The 19,427-nt window shown below is 42.2% G+C and carries 14 protein-coding genes; 6 read left to right on the top strand and 8 right to left on the bottom strand.

The window, feature by feature from the left end; translation table 11 throughout:
• The first annotated feature begins 13 nt into the window (after positions 1 to 13).
• Together ACH3Z1_RS09655 and ACH3Z1_RS09650 are read left to right on the top strand one after the other, a co-directional pair.
• Positions 14 to 2,977, top strand: a complete 2,964-nt coding sequence (locus ACH3Z1_RS09655; RefSeq protein WP_490821721.1) for a SusC/RagA family TonB-linked outer membrane protein — start codon at positions 14 to 16, stop codon at positions 2,975 to 2,977.
• A 21-nt stretch (positions 2,978 to 2,998) separates the two neighbouring features.
• Positions 2,999 to 4,507, top strand: coding sequence for a RagB/SusD family nutrient uptake outer membrane protein (locus ACH3Z1_RS09650; protein ID WP_490821720.1), 1,509 nt, complete (start codon positions 2,999 to 3,001; stop codon positions 4,505 to 4,507).
• Between the two features lie 69 nt (positions 4,508 to 4,576).
• Here the strand turns inward: ACH3Z1_RS09650 and ACH3Z1_RS09645 are convergent, their stop codons facing one another.
• Positions 4,577 to 5,722 (bottom strand): glycosyltransferase family 2 protein, encoded by a 1,146-nt coding sequence (locus tag ACH3Z1_RS09645; RefSeq protein ID WP_490821719.1) that lies wholly within the window; start codon positions 5,720 to 5,722, stop codon positions 4,577 to 4,579.
• A 184-nt stretch (positions 5,723 to 5,906) separates the two neighbouring features.
• Between ACH3Z1_RS09645 and ACH3Z1_RS09640 the strand changes: the two genes are divergently transcribed.
• Both ACH3Z1_RS09640 and ACH3Z1_RS09635 read left to right on the top strand, forming a co-directional pair.
• Positions 5,907 to 6,881 (top strand): Gfo/Idh/MocA family protein, encoded by a 975-nt coding sequence (locus ACH3Z1_RS09640; RefSeq protein WP_490821718.1) that lies wholly within the window; start codon positions 5,907 to 5,909, stop codon positions 6,879 to 6,881.
• A gap of 3 nt (positions 6,882 to 6,884) precedes the next feature.
• Positions 6,885 to 8,264, top strand: coding sequence for a sugar transferase (locus ACH3Z1_RS09635; RefSeq protein WP_490821717.1), 1,380 nt, complete (start codon positions 6,885 to 6,887; stop codon positions 8,262 to 8,264).
• A gap of 49 nt (positions 8,265 to 8,313) precedes the next feature.
• Here ACH3Z1_RS09635 and hisB read toward each other — a convergent pair whose 3' ends face one another.
• The 6 genes from hisB to hisG form a co-directional block, all read right to left on the bottom strand.
• Entirely contained in the window at positions 8,314 to 9,444 is a 1,131-nt protein-coding gene (hisB, locus tag ACH3Z1_RS09630; protein WP_490821716.1) for a bifunctional histidinol-phosphatase/imidazoleglycerol-phosphate dehydratase HisB, read from the bottom strand.
• 4 nt (positions 9,445 to 9,448) lie between these two features.
• Positions 9,449 to 9,877, bottom strand: coding sequence for a c-type cytochrome (locus tag ACH3Z1_RS09625; RefSeq protein ID WP_490821715.1), 429 nt, complete (start codon positions 9,875 to 9,877; stop codon positions 9,449 to 9,451).
• Positions 9,878 to 9,883: 6 nt separating this feature from the next.
• Positions 9,884 to 11,173 (bottom strand): PQQ-dependent sugar dehydrogenase, encoded by a 1,290-nt coding sequence (locus ACH3Z1_RS09620; RefSeq protein ID WP_490821714.1) that lies wholly within the window; start codon positions 11,171 to 11,173, stop codon positions 9,884 to 9,886.
• Between the two features lie 48 nt (positions 11,174 to 11,221).
• Positions 11,222 to 12,283 carry a histidinol-phosphate transaminase gene (hisC, locus tag ACH3Z1_RS09615; RefSeq protein WP_490821713.1) on the bottom strand — a complete coding sequence of 354 codons (1,062 nt, stop codon included), beginning with the start codon at positions 12,281 to 12,283 and terminating at the stop codon, positions 11,222 to 11,224.
• Between the two features lie 28 nt (positions 12,284 to 12,311).
• A complete protein-coding gene (gene hisD, locus ACH3Z1_RS09610; RefSeq protein WP_490821712.1) occupies positions 12,312 to 13,583 on the bottom strand; it encodes a histidinol dehydrogenase in 1,272 nt (423 codons plus the stop codon).
• Between the two features lie 99 nt (positions 13,584 to 13,682).
• Entirely contained in the window at positions 13,683 to 14,537 is an 855-nt protein-coding gene (gene hisG / locus ACH3Z1_RS09605) for an ATP phosphoribosyltransferase (protein ID WP_490821711.1), read from the bottom strand.
• Positions 14,538 to 14,784: 247 nt separating this feature from the next.
• Between hisG and ACH3Z1_RS09600 the strand changes: the two genes are divergently transcribed.
• Both ACH3Z1_RS09600 and ACH3Z1_RS09595 read left to right on the top strand, forming a co-directional pair.
• Entirely contained in the window at positions 14,785 to 15,558 is a 774-nt protein-coding gene (locus tag ACH3Z1_RS09600; protein ID WP_490821710.1) for a glycoside hydrolase family 16 protein, read from the top strand.
• A 141-nt stretch (positions 15,559 to 15,699) separates the two neighbouring features.
• Positions 15,700 to 18,114 carry a S9 family peptidase gene (locus ACH3Z1_RS09595; RefSeq protein WP_490821709.1) on the top strand — a complete coding sequence of 805 codons (2,415 nt, stop codon included), beginning with the start codon at positions 15,700 to 15,702 and terminating at the stop codon, positions 18,112 to 18,114.
• Positions 18,115 to 18,202: 88 nt separating this feature from the next.
• Here the strand turns inward: ACH3Z1_RS09595 and ACH3Z1_RS09590 are convergent, their stop codons facing one another.
• Entirely contained in the window at positions 18,203 to 19,408 is a 1,206-nt protein-coding gene (locus ACH3Z1_RS09590; RefSeq protein ID WP_490821708.1) for a peroxiredoxin family protein, read from the bottom strand.
• Positions 19,409 to 19,427 lie beyond the last annotated feature (19 nt).

Raw genomic sequence — 19,427 nt, 5'->3', positions numbered from 1 at the left:
AAAAATTGGACAAATGAGAAAACTTGTATCACTACTGACGGTGTTGATGCTTTTTACTGCATCCACATTCGCTCAAAACAAAACTGTTACCGGTAAGGTAACAGAATCGAATGGTACGCCTGTTTCAGGTGCTACCATCAGTGCCAATGGCAAACCAGTTGGCGCCACCAGTGCAAGTGGCGACTTTTCGGTTGCTGTACCAACGGCCACTACTTCTATTGTGGTTACTTCTATCGGTTATAATGACCGTACTGTAACACTCACCGGAAGTGCTTTATCCATTACCTTAACGACTGCCGATGCAAACAGTGTATCAGAAGTAGTTGTAACGGGTTATACCAGCATCCAGCGTAAGAAATTCTCTGGTGCCATTGCCAATGTATCTTCTGATGAAGTGAAGAAACAACCTTTTGGTTCATTCGACCAGGCCCTCCAGGGTCAGGCTTCGGGTGTTTCAGTAGTGGCAAACAGTGGTCAGCCTGGTTCCAACGCTGTAGTACGTATCCGTGGTAATGGTTCAATCAGCGGTGGTAACGTACCATTATATATTATGGATGGTATTGAAATTACTGCTGCCGATTTCTCCAGCCTTAACCAGGGCGATTTTGAACGTGTTGAACTGTTGAAAGATGCGGTAGCTACTGCTATGTACGGTTCTCGTGGTGCAAATGGCGTAATCGTAATCACTACCCGTCGCGGTCGTGCAGGAGCACTGCAACTGAACTATGATGCTCAAGTGGGATGGAGCTCATTGCCGCAGGATCGCCTGGTAATGATGAACAGCGATCAGAAAATTACCTATGAATTACAGCGTGGTAACCCTTATGGCTGGACGACTGCTGAAGCCGACAGCTTACGTAAAGTAAACTTTAGCTGGAAAGACGCTTTGATGCAGACAGGTATGACTCATCAGCATATGATCAGTGCAAGTGGTGGTAGTGCAACCAGTAAATTCTTTGCTTCATTGTCATATATGGATCAGGAAGGTATTGTTCGTACCACTGGCTTAAAACGTTATACAGCTCGTATCAACGTGGACAACACTATTAAAAACTGGCGTTTTGGTGTAAACCTGCAGGCAGGTTTCTCTAAACTGGTACAAACTGGTGAAGCCAACACAGGTATTGCAACTCCATTGAACGCTATTCGCTGGTCTAACCCTTATGAGCGTGACAGGGATCCAAGAACAGGTGATTTTCAGCAATTGGGTGGTGCAGGTTACCTCTATTCTGGTCAGCCTAACGGAGCTATGGAACTTTTTCTGGACTATAACAATTCAATCCAGTTAAAGACGGTAGCAACTACTTACCTGGAATTCCATTTTCCATTCCTGAAAGGTTTATCGGCCAGAACGAACTGGGGTATCGATTATACCAATAATGAATCAACTACATTCAACGATCCTCGTACCGCAGGTGCGCAGGCTCGTAACGGCTCTCTCAACAGAAACAGTGCCTGGAATTTCCGTTATACTGGAACAACTTCTCTTAACTACAAGAAGAACTTCGGCAAACACGAATTTGATGGTGGCATTTTCACAGAAGTGGTTAAAAACGATTCAAGAAACTTTGGTTTTACCGGTTATGGTTTTACCAATGGTTTCACCAATGAAGCTGGTTTAACTGCAGGTAGTACTGCCAATGCCAACTATATTCCTGCCATTGGTGGTGGTGGTACCAGAAACGGTATCCTGTCATACTTTGGTATATTCAACTATGGTTACGACAGCAAATACTATGTAACCTTAGTAGGCCGTCGTGATGGTTCATCACGTTTTGGTGTAAACAACCGTTTCGCCAATTTCGGTTCAGTGGGTGTTACATGGGTTGCTTCTTCAGAAAAATTCATGGAGAACAGCAAGTTGTTTGATGACCTTCGTGTACGTGCAAGTATTGGTACAACCGGTAACAACAATACACAGGCTGGTGACTTCCCTATTCCAATCCTTGGCCGTTCTACCTATGCAGGTGTTAGCGGATGGTCTCCCGGATCTCCAGGTAACTTAGACTATCGTTGGGAAACCAACCGTACCATCAATTTTGGTATCGACTTCGCTATTCTGAAAAGAAGACTGAGTGGTAGCATTGAATTGTACGACAGAAAAACACTTGATCTGTTCTATGCATTACCAATCGATCCGGCTATCAGTGGATTCGCCAGCATCCCAAGTAACTTTGGTAGCTTACGTAACCGCGGTATTGAAATATCATTACGTGGTGATGTATTGAAAACAAAGGATTTCACATGGACTATCGCTGCTAACCTTACTTATAACCAGAACAGAATTCTGGATCTGCCAACAGACTCAGTTGTATCTGGTATCACTATCCTGAAAGAAGGAAAACCAGTGAATACTTTATACCTCGTTCCATATGCTGGTGTTAACCCTGCAAATGGCAATGCCCAATATCAGAAAAAAGATAAAAGCACTACCATGGTGTACACACCAAATGATAAAGTGTACCAGGGTACTTCAGATGCCCCTTGGTTTGGCGGTATCACATCATCATGGTCTTACAAAGGTTTCGACCTGAGTGCCCAGTTGAACTTCTTCCTGAGCAGGGTTCAGTACAACAACGATAAAAACAACGTTGTAAACCCAACTTATTTCTATGATAATATGTGGGTTGAAATGCTGAAAGAATGGAGAAATCCAGGTGATATTACCAATATTCCAAGACCTACAGCAGGTGCTACCACATTAGGCCCAGCTAACCCTTACCAGACACAAACTACTTTCTTCCTCGAAGATGGCAGTTTCTGGAGATTACGTAACGTAACCTTAGGTTATACTGTTCCGGCTAAATTGTTGGCCAAAACAGGTCTTCGCTCTGCACGTGTATTTGTTCAGGGTCAGAACTGGTGGACTGGTACCAAATTCCAGGGCTTCGATCCTGAAGCAACAGGAACATCGCTGGTGGGTGCACAATACCCAGCACTGGTACAAACAACCATCGGCTTGAATATTGGATTCTAATCACCAATCAAAATGCATAATATGTATAACAAGATTATAAAAAATACAATCGTCGCCTTTGCAGCATTTACATTGGTGCAGGGGTGTTCAAAAAAGGAAGTCATTGAACTGACTCCCCAATTCTCACTGGATGCCTTGAGTAATCCTTCCAGCATGAAACAGGTGGAAGAAGTGTTAACAGGCGCATACGGATCTTTAAGAGCTGCTGACTATTTTGGATCTGGTAGTGGTACCGGTGCCGGATGGGCGCTGATGCCGGATGTAATGAGTGATAACCTTTATGAGGTTGCTGCGGAAACACTGGCCAACTCAAGAACTATGGCCGACTTTCTGTATAACTCGTCAACAGGCCAGATATTCAATTTATATTCTGCACCTTATAGTACCATTGCGCATGCTAATATTATCCTGAGAGATGTTGACAAATTTACCAATGCCAACAACCAGGGTCAGGCAAACAGAATCAAAGGTCAGGCTTATGCTTTACGCGCTATGGCCCATTTTGACCTGTTCCGTTATTTCGCTGTAAAATACGACCGTAGCAGTACAGCAGATCTGGCAATGCCTTATATCAAAGATTTCACCGTTTCTACTTCAGTAAAACCTGTTCGTAGCAATAACAAAGATTTCTATGATAATATTTTTGCTGATCTGAACCAGGCTGTTACATTGTTAGGAAATGTTGACCAGGCTGTAAACCCAGCAACTGGTTTAACAAGACCTTTCCTTGATCGCAATGCTGCTTACGCATTATTGGCAAGAGTAAACCTCTATGCCGGTAACTGGGCAGAAGCTGCTACTGCCGCAACAAATGCACTGAATGGTCGTCCGTTGGCAACTACACAGACTGCATTTACAGGTATGTACAAACAAACCGATAGAGGTGAAATCATCTGGAATGTTCAGTTTGAAGCTGGTCAGTCTGGTCCTACTTTCCTTGCGTTCTTTGCAACAAGTAACCGTAACTATTTCAGACCATCTCCAGATATTGCAACAATTGCTGGAAATACGGGATTGATTCAAAGCAATGACCTGCGTTACCAGGCTTATTTTACAAATGTTCCTGCTGCTGGTAATCCAACACCAAACCTGGCGATTACCAAATACAGAGGTAAAAATACATTGGTAGATGGTAATGCTAATTTCATTGCGCTTCGTAGTGGTGAAATGTACCTGATCCGTGCTGAAGCAAATGCCCGTTTGGGTGGTGCCAATGAAGTGACTGCACTTGCTGATCTGAATGCTCTGCGTGCTGCACGTATTTCCGGTTATACTCCGGTAGTATTAACTGGCACTGCATTGATCAATGCTATTGCTGATGAAAGAAGAAGAGAAATGTTTGGTGAAGGCCACCGTTTCTTTGACCTGAAAAGAACCACTCGTACCATTGCCCGTGGTACACCTTGTGGAACTTCTGTTTCATCATCAGGCGCTTGTAACCTTGCTTCAACTGCCAGAGAATGGGCATTGCCTATTCCTGAAAATGTATTGGGTGCCAATAAAAACCTGGTTCAGAATCCTGGATATTAATTCAGTTTTGTTCCTATACATAAAAAACTCCCGGTATGTGTTACCGGGAGTTTTTTTATGTGCATATCATTAAGCCCTTTTAACCCGCTCCCATAAAACAAATGACTTACCTCCGAGGTATTGACAGGTTCCTACAATGATTGCTGCATTTGCCATCAAAAAATAAAAAGGAAAAAAGAAGAGTCCCGGTAGTCGTTTGAACCTGCTAAAAAGCCAGCCCAACAATGCCCAGCCATAAAAAATAAACTGCATCATGCAGATGAAAAATATCCATGAACTGTCTGTTTGAAAAAACTGCAGTAATCCTGCAACCAACAATATCATCATCGCATAAGGAACAACCAGCCATCTGAAAAGTTTCCGGCTGATAAACTGAAATGCAGCATAGGAATAATTGTTACAAAATTGCAGCAACTTCATACGTTGCAGGAATTGTATGCTACCCGCTGCAATCCTTAATTTTCTTTTCCACTCATCAGCAATCGTCTCCGACATTTTTTCTGTTCCATGTGCCCCTGGTTCATATACCACTCTTTTACCCTTTTCAATTAGCTGCATTGTTATGAGCATATCCTCACAAATGGTATCAGCGGGAACCATTTCCAGGTATGCACGACGAATGGCATATAATTCTCCGGCGGCTCCGGTGATAGAAAATGCCCGTGAATCATATTGCCTGAGCTTCGATTCATACTTCCAGTAAAAACCTTCAACAACAGTACCTCCTTTACTGTCTGTTGTTATCACCCGCTTCTCCCCGGCTACCGCTCCAATGAGTGGATCCTGAAAATATTTGACCAGTTCAACCAACGCTTCCTTATTCAACATTGTATTGGCATCTGTACAGACGACTATATCCGATTCAATTTTTCCGATTGCACTGTTAATAGCTGCAGCTTTCCCTTTTCGGACAGGATGATGTAATAACAGGGCTCTTTTTTCAGCTGCCACTACCTTATCTGTTCCATCTGTTGATCCATCAGTTACCACAATAACCTGCAATAAATCTGGAGGGTAATCCAATGCAAAAGTATTCTCCAGCTTTTCACTGATATAACCTATCTCGTTATAAGCGGCTATCAGTACAGTAACAGACGGATAATAAGGCGGATATTGCTTTACAGGCTTAAACCGGCTGATCAAAAATGAGAGTACAGGATATATGGCATACGGATATGCAATCACTACTATTAGACTATATATCACTGCATTCATCTGCTAACTTTGTTTAGGGCAATGCCTGATTCTCATTGGCATTCCGGGAATCTACAATATTAAGTAAGATTTCAGGAGCCGGAAAGAATGACTGGTTCACCCGACAGGATATCCACATAAGGCAATTTACACGCTTTTGGGGGCGGCTATTATTTATCTTTACCTATTAAATACATCTTTTGCTATGCTTAAAGTAGGCGTTTTCGGCGTTGGACACCTGGGTAAGTTTCACCTGAACAACTGGAAAGAGATCAAAGACGTGAAGCTGGTTGGCTTTTTCGACCCCAATAATGATAATGCCCGTATTGCAGTAGAGGAATACGGTTTGAAAAGGTTTTCCGATGAAGAAAAATTAATGGATGCCTGCGATATCATTGATGTTATTACGCCTACAGACCATCATTTTGATATCTGTATGATGGCCATCCGGAAAGGCAAACATGTGTTTGTAGAAAAACCACTGGCCCATACCATACAAGAGGGTCGCGATCTTGTCAACATCGTTCGGGAAGCCAATGTAAAAATGCAGGTTGGACATGTAGAGCGTTTCAACCCTGCCTATATGGCCATACAGGACATGAACCTCAATCCGATGTTTATTGAAGTACACAGGTTGGCACAGTTCAATCCAAGGGGTACCGAAGTGAGTGTGATCCTTGACCTCATGATCCATGATATCGACATTATTCTGAGCCTCGTAAAAAGTGATGTAAAAAACATTTCTGCAAGTGGCGTGGCCGTTATGACTGAAACACCCGATATAGCCAACGTTCGCATTGAATTTAACAATGGCTGTGTGGCCAATCTTACCAGCAGTCGTATCAGTATGAAAAAAATGCGCAAGATGAGACTGTTTCAGAAAGATGCCTATATAGGTATTGATTTCCTGGAGAAAAAAACAGAGATCATTAAACTCAAACAGCCGGATGACCAGAATGTTTTTTCTTTTGACATCGATACCCAAAACGGCAAGAAAACCATTGCCATTGCAAACCCCATTGTTCCCCAGGCCAATGCCATTAAACTGGAACTGGAATCTTTTGTAGATGCTATCCTCAATAATAAACCTACCGTGGTAAGTGAAATCGACGGCTTCCTTGCCATGGAAGTGGCGCACCAGATATTGGACAAAATCAATAATACCAGTATACTGGTGTAACACATGCAAGGCAAAAAGAAACAAATCAGTTGGTATATTTTTTCCGACTTCCTTTTTGCCATCGCTGGTTCAGTATTGTTTTTTTATTTCCTTCTCCCTGGTATAACAGAACAGCCGGCAAAAAAAGATATTATACGCTCTGTAGGAATAGCCTGCATATGGTTATTGGTTTTCGGTTTATCAGGCACTTACCAGAAATCTTTATACGAAAAATCGAGGCTCAATGAAATAACAGAAACCTTTATTCAAACTGTTATTGGGAGTATGGCCATCATTGTATTTGAATTTTGGAGACATCCTGATTTTTTCATCTTCTTCACTGTTTTTTTTCTTGTTCATTTCATCCTCTTTGCCATAGACAGAAGCATTGTACTGTTACTCATTAAAAAATCTATCCTGAACGGACATATTCGTTTTAATACACTGATTATTGGTAATAACAAAGAAGCTGTAAAAGTGTATCATGAAGTAATCAAAAACTTTCACTACCTCGGTATGCAGGTAGTAGGTTTTGTAACACATGAGCAGAAAACAAGCAATGGCCTGAGTAAATGGATTCCAAGACTTGGCTCAACAGAAGAACTGAACAGTATCATACAACAGTACCAGGTAGAAAAAGTAATACTGGCACTGGAGAAAAAAGATCATACACTGATTGATGAGTTGGTTTATACACTCACCGAAAAAGAAGTAGACATCAAGCTGGTAGCGGATACGCTTGACATTGTTTCCGGCTCTGTAAAAACCAATAATATTTTTACCGCTTCCTTAATTGACCTGCGCACCAATCCACTCAGCGCCTGGCAGCAGAATATCAAACGTATTACAGATGTACTTGTAGCAGTTTGCGGATTGATCTTACTTTCGCCCTTTCTTCTGTTGATTGCCATCCGTACAAAGTTTTCATCAAACGGACCTGTCATTTATGCCCAGGAGAGAATAGGTTACAATGGCAAACCATTTACCATTTATAAATTCAGGAGCATGGTTGATGACGCAGAAAAAGATGGCCCTGCTTTATCCAGTGATCATGATTCACGTATTACAGCATGGGGCAAAATTATGCGTAAATGGAGGCTCGATGAATTACCACAACTCTGGAATATTCTCACTGGTGATATGAGTCTGATTGGACCAAGACCAGAACGGAAAGTGTATATCGACCAGATACTGCAACAAACACCTTATTACCGTTACCTGCTGAAAGTAAAGCCCGGACTCACCTCCTGGGGCATGGTGCAGTTTGGCTATGCCAGTAATATTGATGAAATGATCCAGCGAATGAAATACGACCTGATCTACATTGAAAATGCTTCACTCCTGCTCGATTTCAAAATCATGATACACACTTTACGGATTATACTTTCTGGTAAAGGAAAATAGGCTGCTCATTTTCTGGCAGCCTATTTTGTTGACATTATTTTAATAGCTATTACAGTACCCCTTTTGTAGAAGGAAAATGATTGGAGAAAGGATCCCGCCTTACAGCCATCCTGATCGACTTGGCAAAGGCTTTGAAAATGGCTTCAATTTTATGGTGTTCATTCTCTCCCTTGCATTCAATATTCAGGTTACATTTAGCGGCATCACTGAACGATTTGAAGAAATGAAAAAACATTTCCGTTGGCATTTCACCAATTTTTTCTCTTTTAAATTCGGCATTCCATACCAACCAGTTTCTCCCACCGAAATCAATGAGTACTTTGGCATCAGCCTCATCCATAGGCAAGGCAAAGCCATATCTTTCCATCCCCCTTTTATCTATCAAGGCTTTGGCAAATGCTTCTCCCAATGCAATCCCCGTGTCTTCAATGGTATGGTGTTCGTCAATATGAAGATCGCCTTTTGTTTCAATGGTAAGATCAATCTGACCATGTCTGGCAATCTGGTCGAGCATATGATCAAAGAATCCAATACCAGTATGAATAGACGATACACCGGTACCATCAAGATTCAGGTTGATACTGATTTTTGTTTCATTGGTATTACGTTCATGCTGCACTTTTCGCAAACCAAGTTTTAAAAAACTGTAGATTATTTTCCAGTCATCTGTCTCTAAAGCAATGGTTGAACGGAGTTCCGCTTCCTGTTCTGCTGTAAGAGAATGCAGGGGCGATTTTAAATAGATGGCTTTACAACCCAGGTTTTTGGCTAACTGTATATCGCTCCACCTGTCTCCAATAACATAAGAATTGGTCAGATCGAATTTCGATGCATCAAAAAAATGTTGCAGCAAGGCTGTACCTGGTTTACGTGTAGGCTGATTGTCTGCCGCAAAAGTCCGGTCGATGATCATCTCATCAAATACAAAACCCTCTCCTGCCAGTGTACGGATCATGAGATCATGATAAGGAAAGAAATCTGTCTCAGGATAACTGTCTGTTCCCAAACCATCCTGATTTGTAACCATCACTTTGTAATAATCAAATGATGCAGCAATCTGCGATAAAGCAGTAATACTCCCTTTTACAAATACAGTCTTGTCAATACGATCAATCTGAAAATCTTCCGGAGGTTCCTGTAACACTACACCGTCACGATCTATAAATAATACTGGTTTCATTTTCTTACTTAATTTTTACACGCGCTGCTTTTACTTCTGCGGGGGTAACAGCAGATGCTTTATTGCTCCAGCTATTCCTGATATAGGTTAATACATCTGCAATCTGCGCATCGGTCAGATCCGGATTAGCAGACATATTGTTGTCATAATACTCCCCATCCAGTTCAACCCTTTCCGTCATCCCTTTTACAATAACGCGTACCAGATAAAGCTTATCATTGCCTTTGACTTTTGATGCTGCATCCAATGGCGGATTTAGTCTTGGAACACCACCCCCATCGGCCTGGTGACAGGCCATACATCTCTGCAGGTACACTGTTTTACCTCTCTCCAAAGAAGCTTTTAAAGGAGGCTGAATCACAACAGTTTTCTTTTCCGGTAATACAAATGCACTACTGATCAATAAAATAATCAAACTATAAACAAACTTCATGTACGCTTATTTTGACGGATAACTGATTTTATAAATGGTTCCTTTTACATCATCTGACACATACAATGACCCATCTGGGCCCTGTGTAAGTCCGCAGGGTCTGTGCTGAGCATCTCTTGGATTTTTCACCACGCCAGTTCCTGAAAAACCATCTGCAAACACTTCCCATTTACCACTGGGTTTGCCATTTTTAAATGGTACAAATACCACATAATAACCTTCCTGTGGTAAAGGTGAGCGATTCCATGAACCATGAAAAGCAATAAAAGCACCCTGCTTGTATTTTTCAGGAAACTGATTACCGGTATAAAACAACAAAGCATTGGGTCCCATATGTGCCGGGAAGCCTATTAAAGGATCAATAGCATTTTCGCCCCCTGTTTTCTTTCCATCACCACCATATTCTGGCGCCAATATTTTCTTTTGCTGAAAATGATCATAATACACATAAGGCCATCCTGCATTATCGCCTTTGTTAATTGCATACAAAGTTTCTGAAGGAAGTTCTGCACTCACAGTGGTATCAAACATATCAGGATACAAAGTGTACAGCATATCACGGCCATGCATGGTAACATATAATTTGTTTTCATGTCTATTCCAGTCAAGTCCAACCACATTTCTTAAACCCGTAGCATAACGAACACCATTATGGTATCCCTGATCTGCCTGGTCTACTTTAAACTGCCAGATACCACCCGCAGAATCCAGTATCGGACATGGATTCATTCCTTTGGAACCTTTGGTTCTGTCTACTTCCTGACATGAGTTAGATGGCGCACCAATATTTACATAAATATTACCCGCATCATCAAGTGCCAGTGATTTTGATGCATGTTGACGTTTATCCCACAAACCTTTTACAATTCGTTGTGGATTTTCTGCATCTATTACATTTCCCTTATCATCCAGTTTATACCTGTACACATCCTGGTCTGAAGAAGCATAGAGATAACCATTTTTTATCGCTATACCTGTTCCATAATAATTGGCAAAGGTTTTACTGATTTCCATTTTACCATCACCATCAGTATCATGCAGGTAAACAATGCCTTTTCCTTCTTTCAAACGTTCCAGCTTCACATATAAACCGCCCTGTTGTGTGGCAACAATATGCCTCGCGCGACCCAGATTATCAGCAACAATAGAAGCTGAAAAACCAGCGGGTGTTTTTAAACCTGCATTTACCGGATCAGCTACTAACTTTTTAGCCGTAGCAATGGTAGAATCATTTGCTGCAACAATGTTGACCGCTGCACAAAAGATGGCGAAAGAAAACAGAGCCCTTTTTTTCATATACTGTTTGAATTTGAATTAAAATTACAAATGAAAACACAGATTTACTCAGTTTGTCGGTGAAGAGTACCAATCCTGCATGGCATCGACCAAATCGGTGTTCTCCTTTTCGGTGCCGATGGTAATCCGCAGACAGTTTTCACACAATTCAACATTACTTCTGTCCCTGAGTACAATACCTTTCGTCAATAAAAACTTGTATATCTTTCTGGCATCGGCAATTTTCACCAATATAAAATTGGCATCGGAAGGATACACTTTTTCTACTGTTGGCATCGATTCAAATACTGCTGTTAATGCATTCCGCATATCCACCAGTATTTTAATCATATCATTTACCTGTCCTACTTCCTCCAATGCTTTTAATACTAGTTCCTGTGTCGACTGGTTAATATTATATGGCGGCTTCACTTTATTCATCACTTCTATGATAGACTGCGAAGCAAAAGCCATCCCTAACCGAAGTCCTGCAAGTCCCCAGGCTTTGCTCAGTGTTTGTAACACCACCAGGTTAGGGTATTCAGTAAGTTCCTGTACAAATGATTTCTGTTGTGCAAAATTGATATAGGCTTCATCAATGACAACAATGCCGTTGAAATTATTCAATACCATTTCAATATCTGTTCTGTTCAGTGAATTCCCCGTTGGGTTATTGGGCGAACAGAGCCAGATGATTTTTGTATGTGCATCGGTGAGGTTTTCCATATGAACCAGGTCAAGCTGGAAATCGGGCAACAAGGGTGCTTTTCGTATTTCTACGTCATTGATATGGGCACTTACTTCATACATGCCATAGGTGGGTGGACAGATGAGTACATTATCTTTTCCCGGTTCACAGAAACAGCGGAACAATATATCAATACATTCATCACTGCCATTTCCCAAAAAAATATGTTCAGCGCCAACACCTTTTATGGTACTCAGTTTTTGTTTAACGGTCTGTTGGTGCGGATCGGGATAACGGTTATACCATTTGGTTAATGGCGATCCCAGACTGTTTTCATTGGCATCCAGAAACACTTTGGCTTCTCCGCTAAATTCATCACGCGCTGAAGAATAGGGTTTCAGTTTTTTGATATTGTCTCTTATAAGTTGTTCCAGGTTAAACATATAATAGCTTACTTGTCATTTTAAAAATTTATTGCCTGATGAGTACTGCGTTTCTGTGCGCCTCCAATCCCTCAGCCGCTGCCATGGTTGCAACGGTTGATGCAATACCTGCCAATCCTTCTTTGCTGAGTTTTTGATAAGTGATCTTTTTTACAAAAGAATCGAGACTCACACCACTATAGGCTTTTGCAAAACCATTGGTGGGCAGGGTATGATTGGTGCCACTGGCATAATCACCCACACTCTCCGGTGAATAATGACCCAGAAACACAGAACCCGCGTTGATGATTTTGTCAGCCATCAGTTCATCATTTTCACAGGAAATAATCAGGTGTTCTGCAGCATATTCATTGACCAGGTCAATGGCTTCGTTTAGTTCTTTTACAATGATGGCTTTGCTGTTGGCGAGTGCTTTGGCTGCCATTTCTTTTCTGGGCAAATGTTCTAACTGTATTTCCAGTTCCTTCATTACTGCATCAACCAGTGTTGTATCTGTACTCACCAATAATACCTGGCTATCAGATCCATGTTCAGCCTGACTCAGTAAATCGGCCGCCACAAAAGCCGGGTTAGCCGAAGCATCTGCTAGTACACAAACTTCACTGGGTCCGGCGGGCATATCAATCGCAATTCCATCCTGCTGTATCAGTTGTTTGGCGCAGGTGACATACTGGTTACCCGGACCAAATATTTTATACACTTTTGGAACTGTTTCAGTGCCATAAGCCATAGCCGCAATGGCTTGTACACCGCCGATGCTGAAAATTTTTGTGATGCCTACCAGGTTGGCAGCATACACAATAGCAGGATGTAGTTGGCCGTTTTTATCGGGCGGCGAACAAAGGATCACTTCTTTGCAACCTGCTAACTGTGCAGGTATGCCCAGCATGAGAATGGTAGAAAATAATGGAGCTGTGCCACCGGGAATATAGAGACCTACTTTTTCAATACCCACCGCCTTTCTCCAGCAACGAACACCTTTCATGGTTTCTATTACTTCCACCGCTGTTTTTTGCTGTTCATGAAAAGTGCGGATATTATGTGCTGCCTGTTTAATGGCGCGTTTTAAATCATCGGGAACCAGTTCAATGATTTGCGCAATAGCTGCTTCTTTCAGTTCCATACTCTCCAACTGTACACCATCAAACTGTTTGGTGAATTGAAGTACTGCTTTATCGCCATCCTGTTTTACCACATCCATAACAGCTTTTACCTGTTGTTGTAAAGTGGCGGTATCAATAACCGGTCTTTGCAGCAGTTCCTGCCATTGCTGGCGTGATGGATATTCTATTCGTTTCATATAGTTTAACTTATGAGCATTTAGCTTTTAGCCTTTAGCTTTGGATGATCTTTTACAAGTCTGTAAACAGAAATAATCCCTCCTTTCACTTTTCATGTACTAAACAATCATTTTTTCAATGGGCACTACCAGTATACCCTGTGCGCCTGCTGCTTTGAGTTGTTCAATGATATCCCAGAAATCATTTTCATTCAACACACTGTGTACACTGCTCCAACCCGGATCGGCCAGCGGTAATACAGTAGGGCTTTTCATTCCCGGTAACAATGCAATGATTTCTTTCAGTTTATCGTTGGGTGCATTCAACAGGATATACTTATTGTTCTTTGCTTTTTTAACCGACTGTATACGAAACAGGAGCCGATCAATTAACTGCACTTTTGCAGGATCGAGTTCATTGTTCCGTATCAATACGGCCTGCGATTGCAGGATGGTTTCTGCTTCCTGCAAACCATTCATGAACAGAGTTGAACCGCTGCTTACCAGATCGCAGATGGCATCGGCCAAACCAATACCGGGTGCTATCTCCACGCTGCCACTGATTTCATGAATCTCTGCTTTTACTCCTTTTTCACGCAGAAAGGATTCAACAATGACCGGATAGCTGGTAGCAATTCTTTTGCCTTCGAGGAAGGAAGCATCTTTATATTGCTCACCCCTGCGAACGGCCATACTCAGCCGGCATTTACCAAAACCCAGTTTTTCTACCACGGTGAGCTTTTTCTTTTTTTCGTACACCACGTTCTCACCCACAAATCCAATATCGGCCACCGCATCTTCTACATACTGCGGAATATCATCATCCCTCAAAAAATATACTTCGAGGGGGAAATTGGAGGCTTCTGCTTTCAGTTTGTTTACACCATTGCTGATATCGATACCACATTCCTTCAACAAACGAATGGAATCATCGTGCAAACGGCCGCTTTTCTGGATCGCTAATTTTAGTTTCATAGTTCTGCGTTAAAATAAAAAGGGCTCACCTGTTGGTAAGCCCTTTAATGTTTATGATCAGCACATAACACCAACAGCCTACCCTCTGGGTAAGTAATGATGATGGTGGATATGCGCAAATTGTTTCATGAGAGGGCAAAAATACAGTCAATGCCGTTCGTACGCAAATTTTTTTCGCCCGATCATCCATTACCCATACACAACTACCCGGGATTCCCTAACTTTCATCTCCCCAAACACAGTACACATGCGAAAATTATCCTTTTTTCTCCTGGTATTGCTTGCCTCTTCCACTGCAATGGGGCAGCAAAGAAAACTGGTCTGGCGCGATGAGTTTTCGGTTAACGGTCTCCCCGATTCTACCAAATGGAACTATGATGTGGGCGGTCATGGCTGGGGTAACAATGAATTACAATACTATACGTCTAAGAATACACGCAACGCCAGGGTGGAAAAAGGCTTTCTGATTATTGAGGCGCACAAGGAACAGATAGGCGATAATACATACAGTTCTGCAAGATTGGTAACCAAGGGCAAGGGCGACTGGACCTATGGCCGTATTGAAGTACGCGCCAAACTACCCAAAGGGGTGGGCACCTGGCCCGCCATCTGGATGCTGGCCAGCACCCCAAAAATTACCTGGCCCGATGATGGCGAAATAGATATCATGGAACATGTGGGGTATAACCAGGGGACCATTCATGCATCGGCACATACCAAAAAATATTTTCACAGTATCGGCACCCAAAAAACAGGAACCGTATCAGTTCCTGATTGCAGCGAAAAATTTCATGTGTATGCACTGGAATGGGATAAAGAAACCATTACCATGTTTGTTGACAATAAACCTTATTTCAGTTTTAAAAACGAACATAGCGGTAACGATGCATGGCCGTTTGACAAACCCTTTCACCTCCTGCTCAATATTGCGGTGGGCGGCTCCTGGGGCGGACAAAAAGGCGTAGATGAAAAAGTGTATCCGCAACAGATGATTGTTGATTATGTGCGTGTGTATCAGTGAAGACCAAGAAGACCGAAAGTCGGAAAGACCGGAAGTCCGAAAGATGATCAACTCATTTAAAAACATCTTTCGGTCTTTCCGACTCGCTGACTTCCGGTCTCCCGGACTAAAAATAAAAACCACCAACTAAAATAGAACGCTATGAAAAAATTGTTCTTCGGTTTGTTGATGCTGGGCTTCAGTGTAACTGCTGTATATGCCCAGGACGACAATACCTATCGTACACCTGCCAAAGAAGTGATGGAACTGCTGCTGGCCAAACCCACACCTTCAGTGAGTATCGACGGAAAAGCAGAATGGATGCTGCTCAGTGAACGAAACAGTTATCCAACAGTTGAAGAATTGGGTCAGCCTGAATTACGTGTGGCTGGTCTGCGTATCAACCCGAATAATTTTTCTCCGAGCAGACAGAATTTCATCAATAATTTCACACTGCAGAACATTAAATCGGGACAAAGTTCACAGGTAACGGGCTTACCCGCTAATTTACTGGCAGGTGGTGTGAGCTGGAATCCTTCAGAAACAAAAATTGCTTTCACACATACCACTGGTTCACGTGTTGATTTATATGTGATTGATGTTGCTACAAAAAAAGCAACCAGGATCAATAAACAAGCATTGAATACGGTGCTGGGTACTTCTTATACCTGGGTTGATGACAATACCATCATCTACAAAGCCGCTACACAATCTGCGGCCAATGCACCCAAAAGACCTATTACACCAAAGGGTCCAACCATTCAGCAGAACCTGGGTAAAGCGGCGCCGAGTCCTACTTATCAGGACCTGATCAAATCGCCTTTTGATGAACAGCTGTTTGAGTTTTATGCCATGGGGCAACTCATTCAAAACAAAAACGGGGTAGAAACAGTGTTGGGTAAACCCGGTATTGTTTCAACTTTCAGTTTATCACCCGATAAAAAATACATGATGGTAAGAACCATCCGTAAACCTTTCTCTTATCTCGTAACGGCCAATGGATTTCCTTCTACCATCAGCATTACTGATTTAACTGGTAAAGTGGTAAAAGTATTGGCTGAATTACCTTCTTCTGAAGGAACACCTTCCGGTTACGATAACACACAAAATGTACCAAGAGGTTTCGACTGGCGCGATGATGAAGCAGCAACCATTACCTGGGCCATGCCTTTGGATAGTGGTTTGATTAAAAAACAGGTAGAATACCATGATGCCGTTTATGCATTAAGCGCACCTTTTACCGGTGAGGCGAAAGAGTTGTTCAAAACCAAAACACGTTATGCGGGTACCACCTGGGGCAATGAAACATTGGCCATGGTGCAGGAAGTATTAAGATCAAAACAAACCATTCGTGTGAGCAGGTATAACAGCAGCAACGGTTCACTTGAATTATTGATGGAAAGAAACCAGACCGATGCCTATAATAATCCGGGTTCTCCTGTTTTAACACGCAATAAATTTGGCAGACCTGTGATCCAGACCACAGATAACGGAACAAAAATTCTGATGAACAATACCACAGGTGCTTCTGCCAAAGGTGATCTTCCTTTTCTTTCCAAGTTTGACCTGGCCACTAAAAAGAATGATATCATCTGGCGCTGCCAGGAAGGTGTGTATGAAACAGTGAATGAAGTGTTGGATGCCGATAAACTGGTTTTATTAACGCGCAGAGAATCGCAGACTGATGTACCCAACTATTATATTAAGAATCTGGTACTTCGTATTGCCGATAAAGCCATCACACAATTCAGCAATCCATATCCGCAACTGGAAGGGGTAAAAAAAGAAAAAGTAAAATACAAAAGAGCCGATGGTGTTGACCTCACCGGCGATCTGTATTTACCCAAAGGATACAATAAAGACAAAGATGGTCCACTGCCGCTGATCATCTGGGCTTATCCAAGAGAATTCAACAGTGCTGCTGATGCTGCACAGATTCGTGGAAGCCAGTACCGTTTTACCAGCTTAAGCTGGGGCTCTCCTATTTATTATGTAACGCAGGGTTATGCTGTGCTCGATAATGCTGAAATGCCTATTGTAGCAACTTCTGCCGACAAAAAACCCAATGACAATTTTATTGCACAGTTAAAGATGAATGCAGAAGCAGCCATCGGTCATTTATCTGGTCTGGGTGTGGCTGACAAAAACCGTGTAGGTGTAGGTGGACACAGTTACGGTGCTTTCATGACCGCTAATCTGCTGGCGCATACCAACCTGTTTAAAGCCGGTGTGGCAAGAAGTGGTGCATATAACCGTACGTTGACGCCTTTTGGTTTCCAGAATGAGGATCGTACTTACTGGCAGGCGCCACAGTTGTATTATGAAATGAGTCCGTTTAGTTATGCCGATAAAATTAAAACGCCGATCCTCTTAATTCATGGCGACAGTGATGATAATACCGGCACCTATCCTATCAACAGCGAACGTTTATATGCAGCAATCAAAGGCCATGGCGGAACCGTTCGTTTTGTGTTCCTGCCTTATGAAGCACATGGTTATCGTGGGAAGGAAAATGTATTGCATACTTTGTGGGAACAGCAACAGTGGTTAGATAAGTATGTGAAGGGAGCGAAATAAAATTCAGTTCATTAATAAGAAAGCCATCCGCCTGAGGCGGATGGCTTTCTTATTCGAGTAAATCGAACATCAAAGGTTAGAATTATAGTTATTGCTTCAACAATCCTTCCACTGTCTCTTCAAACTCTTTCTTCAATGTCTCATGTCGCTTTCCCGTTCCCGGTCCTTCAAAACCGGCATGTATTTTTGCCACTTTACCATTCTTACCAATAAAGATGGTGGAGGGGAAGTATTTTATTTTGGTGAGCTGTGGTAAGGTTTTTTCGGTGCGCAAAGTATCAGACACTGTTACACCTGTTACCAGCATAGGATACTGAACATCAAATTTTTTCTGGAACTTTTTGATGCTGTTCACGGCCAGGTTAAAATCTTCATAGTATTCATAGGCCAGCGACACAATCTCCACACCCCTGTCTTTGTTCTTTTTATAGAATGAACTAAGAAATGCCGTTTCATCCATACAATTCGGGCACCATGATCCCATGATCTGTACAATCACCACTTTATCTTTGAATCTTGCATCCTGTATAGATACCTGTTTCCCATTGAGATCAGGAAAACTGAAATTGAGTTTCTCTTCTCCCTCTTTCATAAACATGGCCCCGGCATCGGGTAAAGTCACGGTATCATTTTTTACTGCTTCCCATGGTTCTATGCTGCTGGCTCCGGAATAATAAAATCCCTTGCTGATGGAACTGTCACTATTGATATGCGCTTTGAAAAAATAGGCATGACTACCATCAAAAGTGGATAGTTTTAAAGAGTCGCCATCTACCACACCTTGCAGATAGCGATAGTCGCCACTAGGTGCAATAAAAGTACCGGAGAGTTCATTGCCTTTTTGTACAAACTCAGCAATCGCAGGTCTGGGAGAACCATCGGCCCTGAAAAATGTTACGGCCCATTTTCCTGCAATATTTTTGTCAGCATTCTTGTTTACGCTGAATCTTTCATCTGTGCCAGCCACTGCCTCAAAAGGCATATCAATAAAACCGGTTGACCCGGCTTTGGTCCAGGTTCCTTTTAATTTGTCATTGCCTTCTTTTACCAGTTTGAAAGAGGATTCAAAAACGGGCATATGCACCAGTATGGAATCGCCATTGAGTAAAATATCGGTTACTTCAATTTGCTCCTCCCCGTTTTTGATGACCCAGCTAATGGAATCATTCAACTGTTTTACCTCAAAATTGAATACAATATGATTGCCATCTTCACGCAACAGTTTTCCCTGCCAGTCACCTGTTTTTAATGTTGTTGAAGGACCACCCGAACAGGCTGCAAATAAAACTGACATATAGAGAAACATTTTTTTC

Source organism: Sediminibacterium sp. FW305-C-49 (assembly GCF_058231085.1).
The sequence above is the reverse complement of the archived record's forward strand: the minus strand, read 5'-3'. Positions and strand labels throughout refer to the sequence as shown.

What these genes read in the sequence shown, in the direction of transcription:
- ACH3Z1_RS09655 (WP_490821721.1), top strand. Translation starts at nt 14, where the DNA reads ATGAGAAAACTTGTATCACTACTGACGGTGTTGATGCTTTTTACTGCA.
- ACH3Z1_RS09650 (WP_490821720.1), top strand. Translation starts at nt 2,999, where the DNA reads ATGTATAACAAGATTATAAAAAATACAATCGTCGCCTTTGCAGCATTT.
- ACH3Z1_RS09645 (WP_490821719.1), bottom strand. Translation starts at nt 5,722, where the DNA reads ATGAATGCAGTGATATATAGTCTAATAGTAGTGATTGCATATCCGTAT.
- ACH3Z1_RS09640 (WP_490821718.1), top strand. Translation starts at nt 5,907, where the DNA reads ATGCTTAAAGTAGGCGTTTTCGGCGTTGGACACCTGGGTAAGTTTCAC.
- ACH3Z1_RS09635 (WP_490821717.1), top strand. Translation starts at nt 6,885, where the DNA reads ATGCAAGGCAAAAAGAAACAAATCAGTTGGTATATTTTTTCCGACTTC.
- hisB (WP_490821716.1), bottom strand. Translation starts at nt 9,444, where the DNA reads ATGAAACCAGTATTATTTATAGATCGTGACGGTGTAGTGTTACAGGAA.
- ACH3Z1_RS09625 (WP_490821715.1), bottom strand. Translation starts at nt 9,877, where the DNA reads ATGAAGTTTGTTTATAGTTTGATTATTTTATTGATCAGTAGTGCATTT.
- ACH3Z1_RS09620 (WP_490821714.1), bottom strand. Translation starts at nt 11,173, where the DNA reads ATGAAAAAAAGGGCTCTGTTTTCTTTCGCCATCTTTTGTGCAGCGGTC.
- hisC (WP_490821713.1), bottom strand. Translation starts at nt 12,283, where the DNA reads ATGTTTAACCTGGAACAACTTATAAGAGACAATATCAAAAAACTGAAA.
- hisD (WP_490821712.1), bottom strand. Translation starts at nt 13,583, where the DNA reads ATGAAACGAATAGAATATCCATCACGCCAGCAATGGCAGGAACTGCTG.
- hisG (WP_490821711.1), bottom strand. Translation starts at nt 14,537, where the DNA reads ATGAAACTAAAATTAGCGATCCAGAAAAGCGGCCGTTTGCACGATGAT.
- ACH3Z1_RS09600 (WP_490821710.1), top strand. Translation starts at nt 14,785, where the DNA reads ATGCGAAAATTATCCTTTTTTCTCCTGGTATTGCTTGCCTCTTCCACT.
- ACH3Z1_RS09595 (WP_490821709.1), top strand. Translation starts at nt 15,700, where the DNA reads ATGAAAAAATTGTTCTTCGGTTTGTTGATGCTGGGCTTCAGTGTAACT.
- ACH3Z1_RS09590 (WP_490821708.1), bottom strand. Translation starts at nt 19,408, where the DNA reads ATGTCAGTTTTATTTGCAGCCTGTTCGGGTGGTCCTTCAACAACATTA.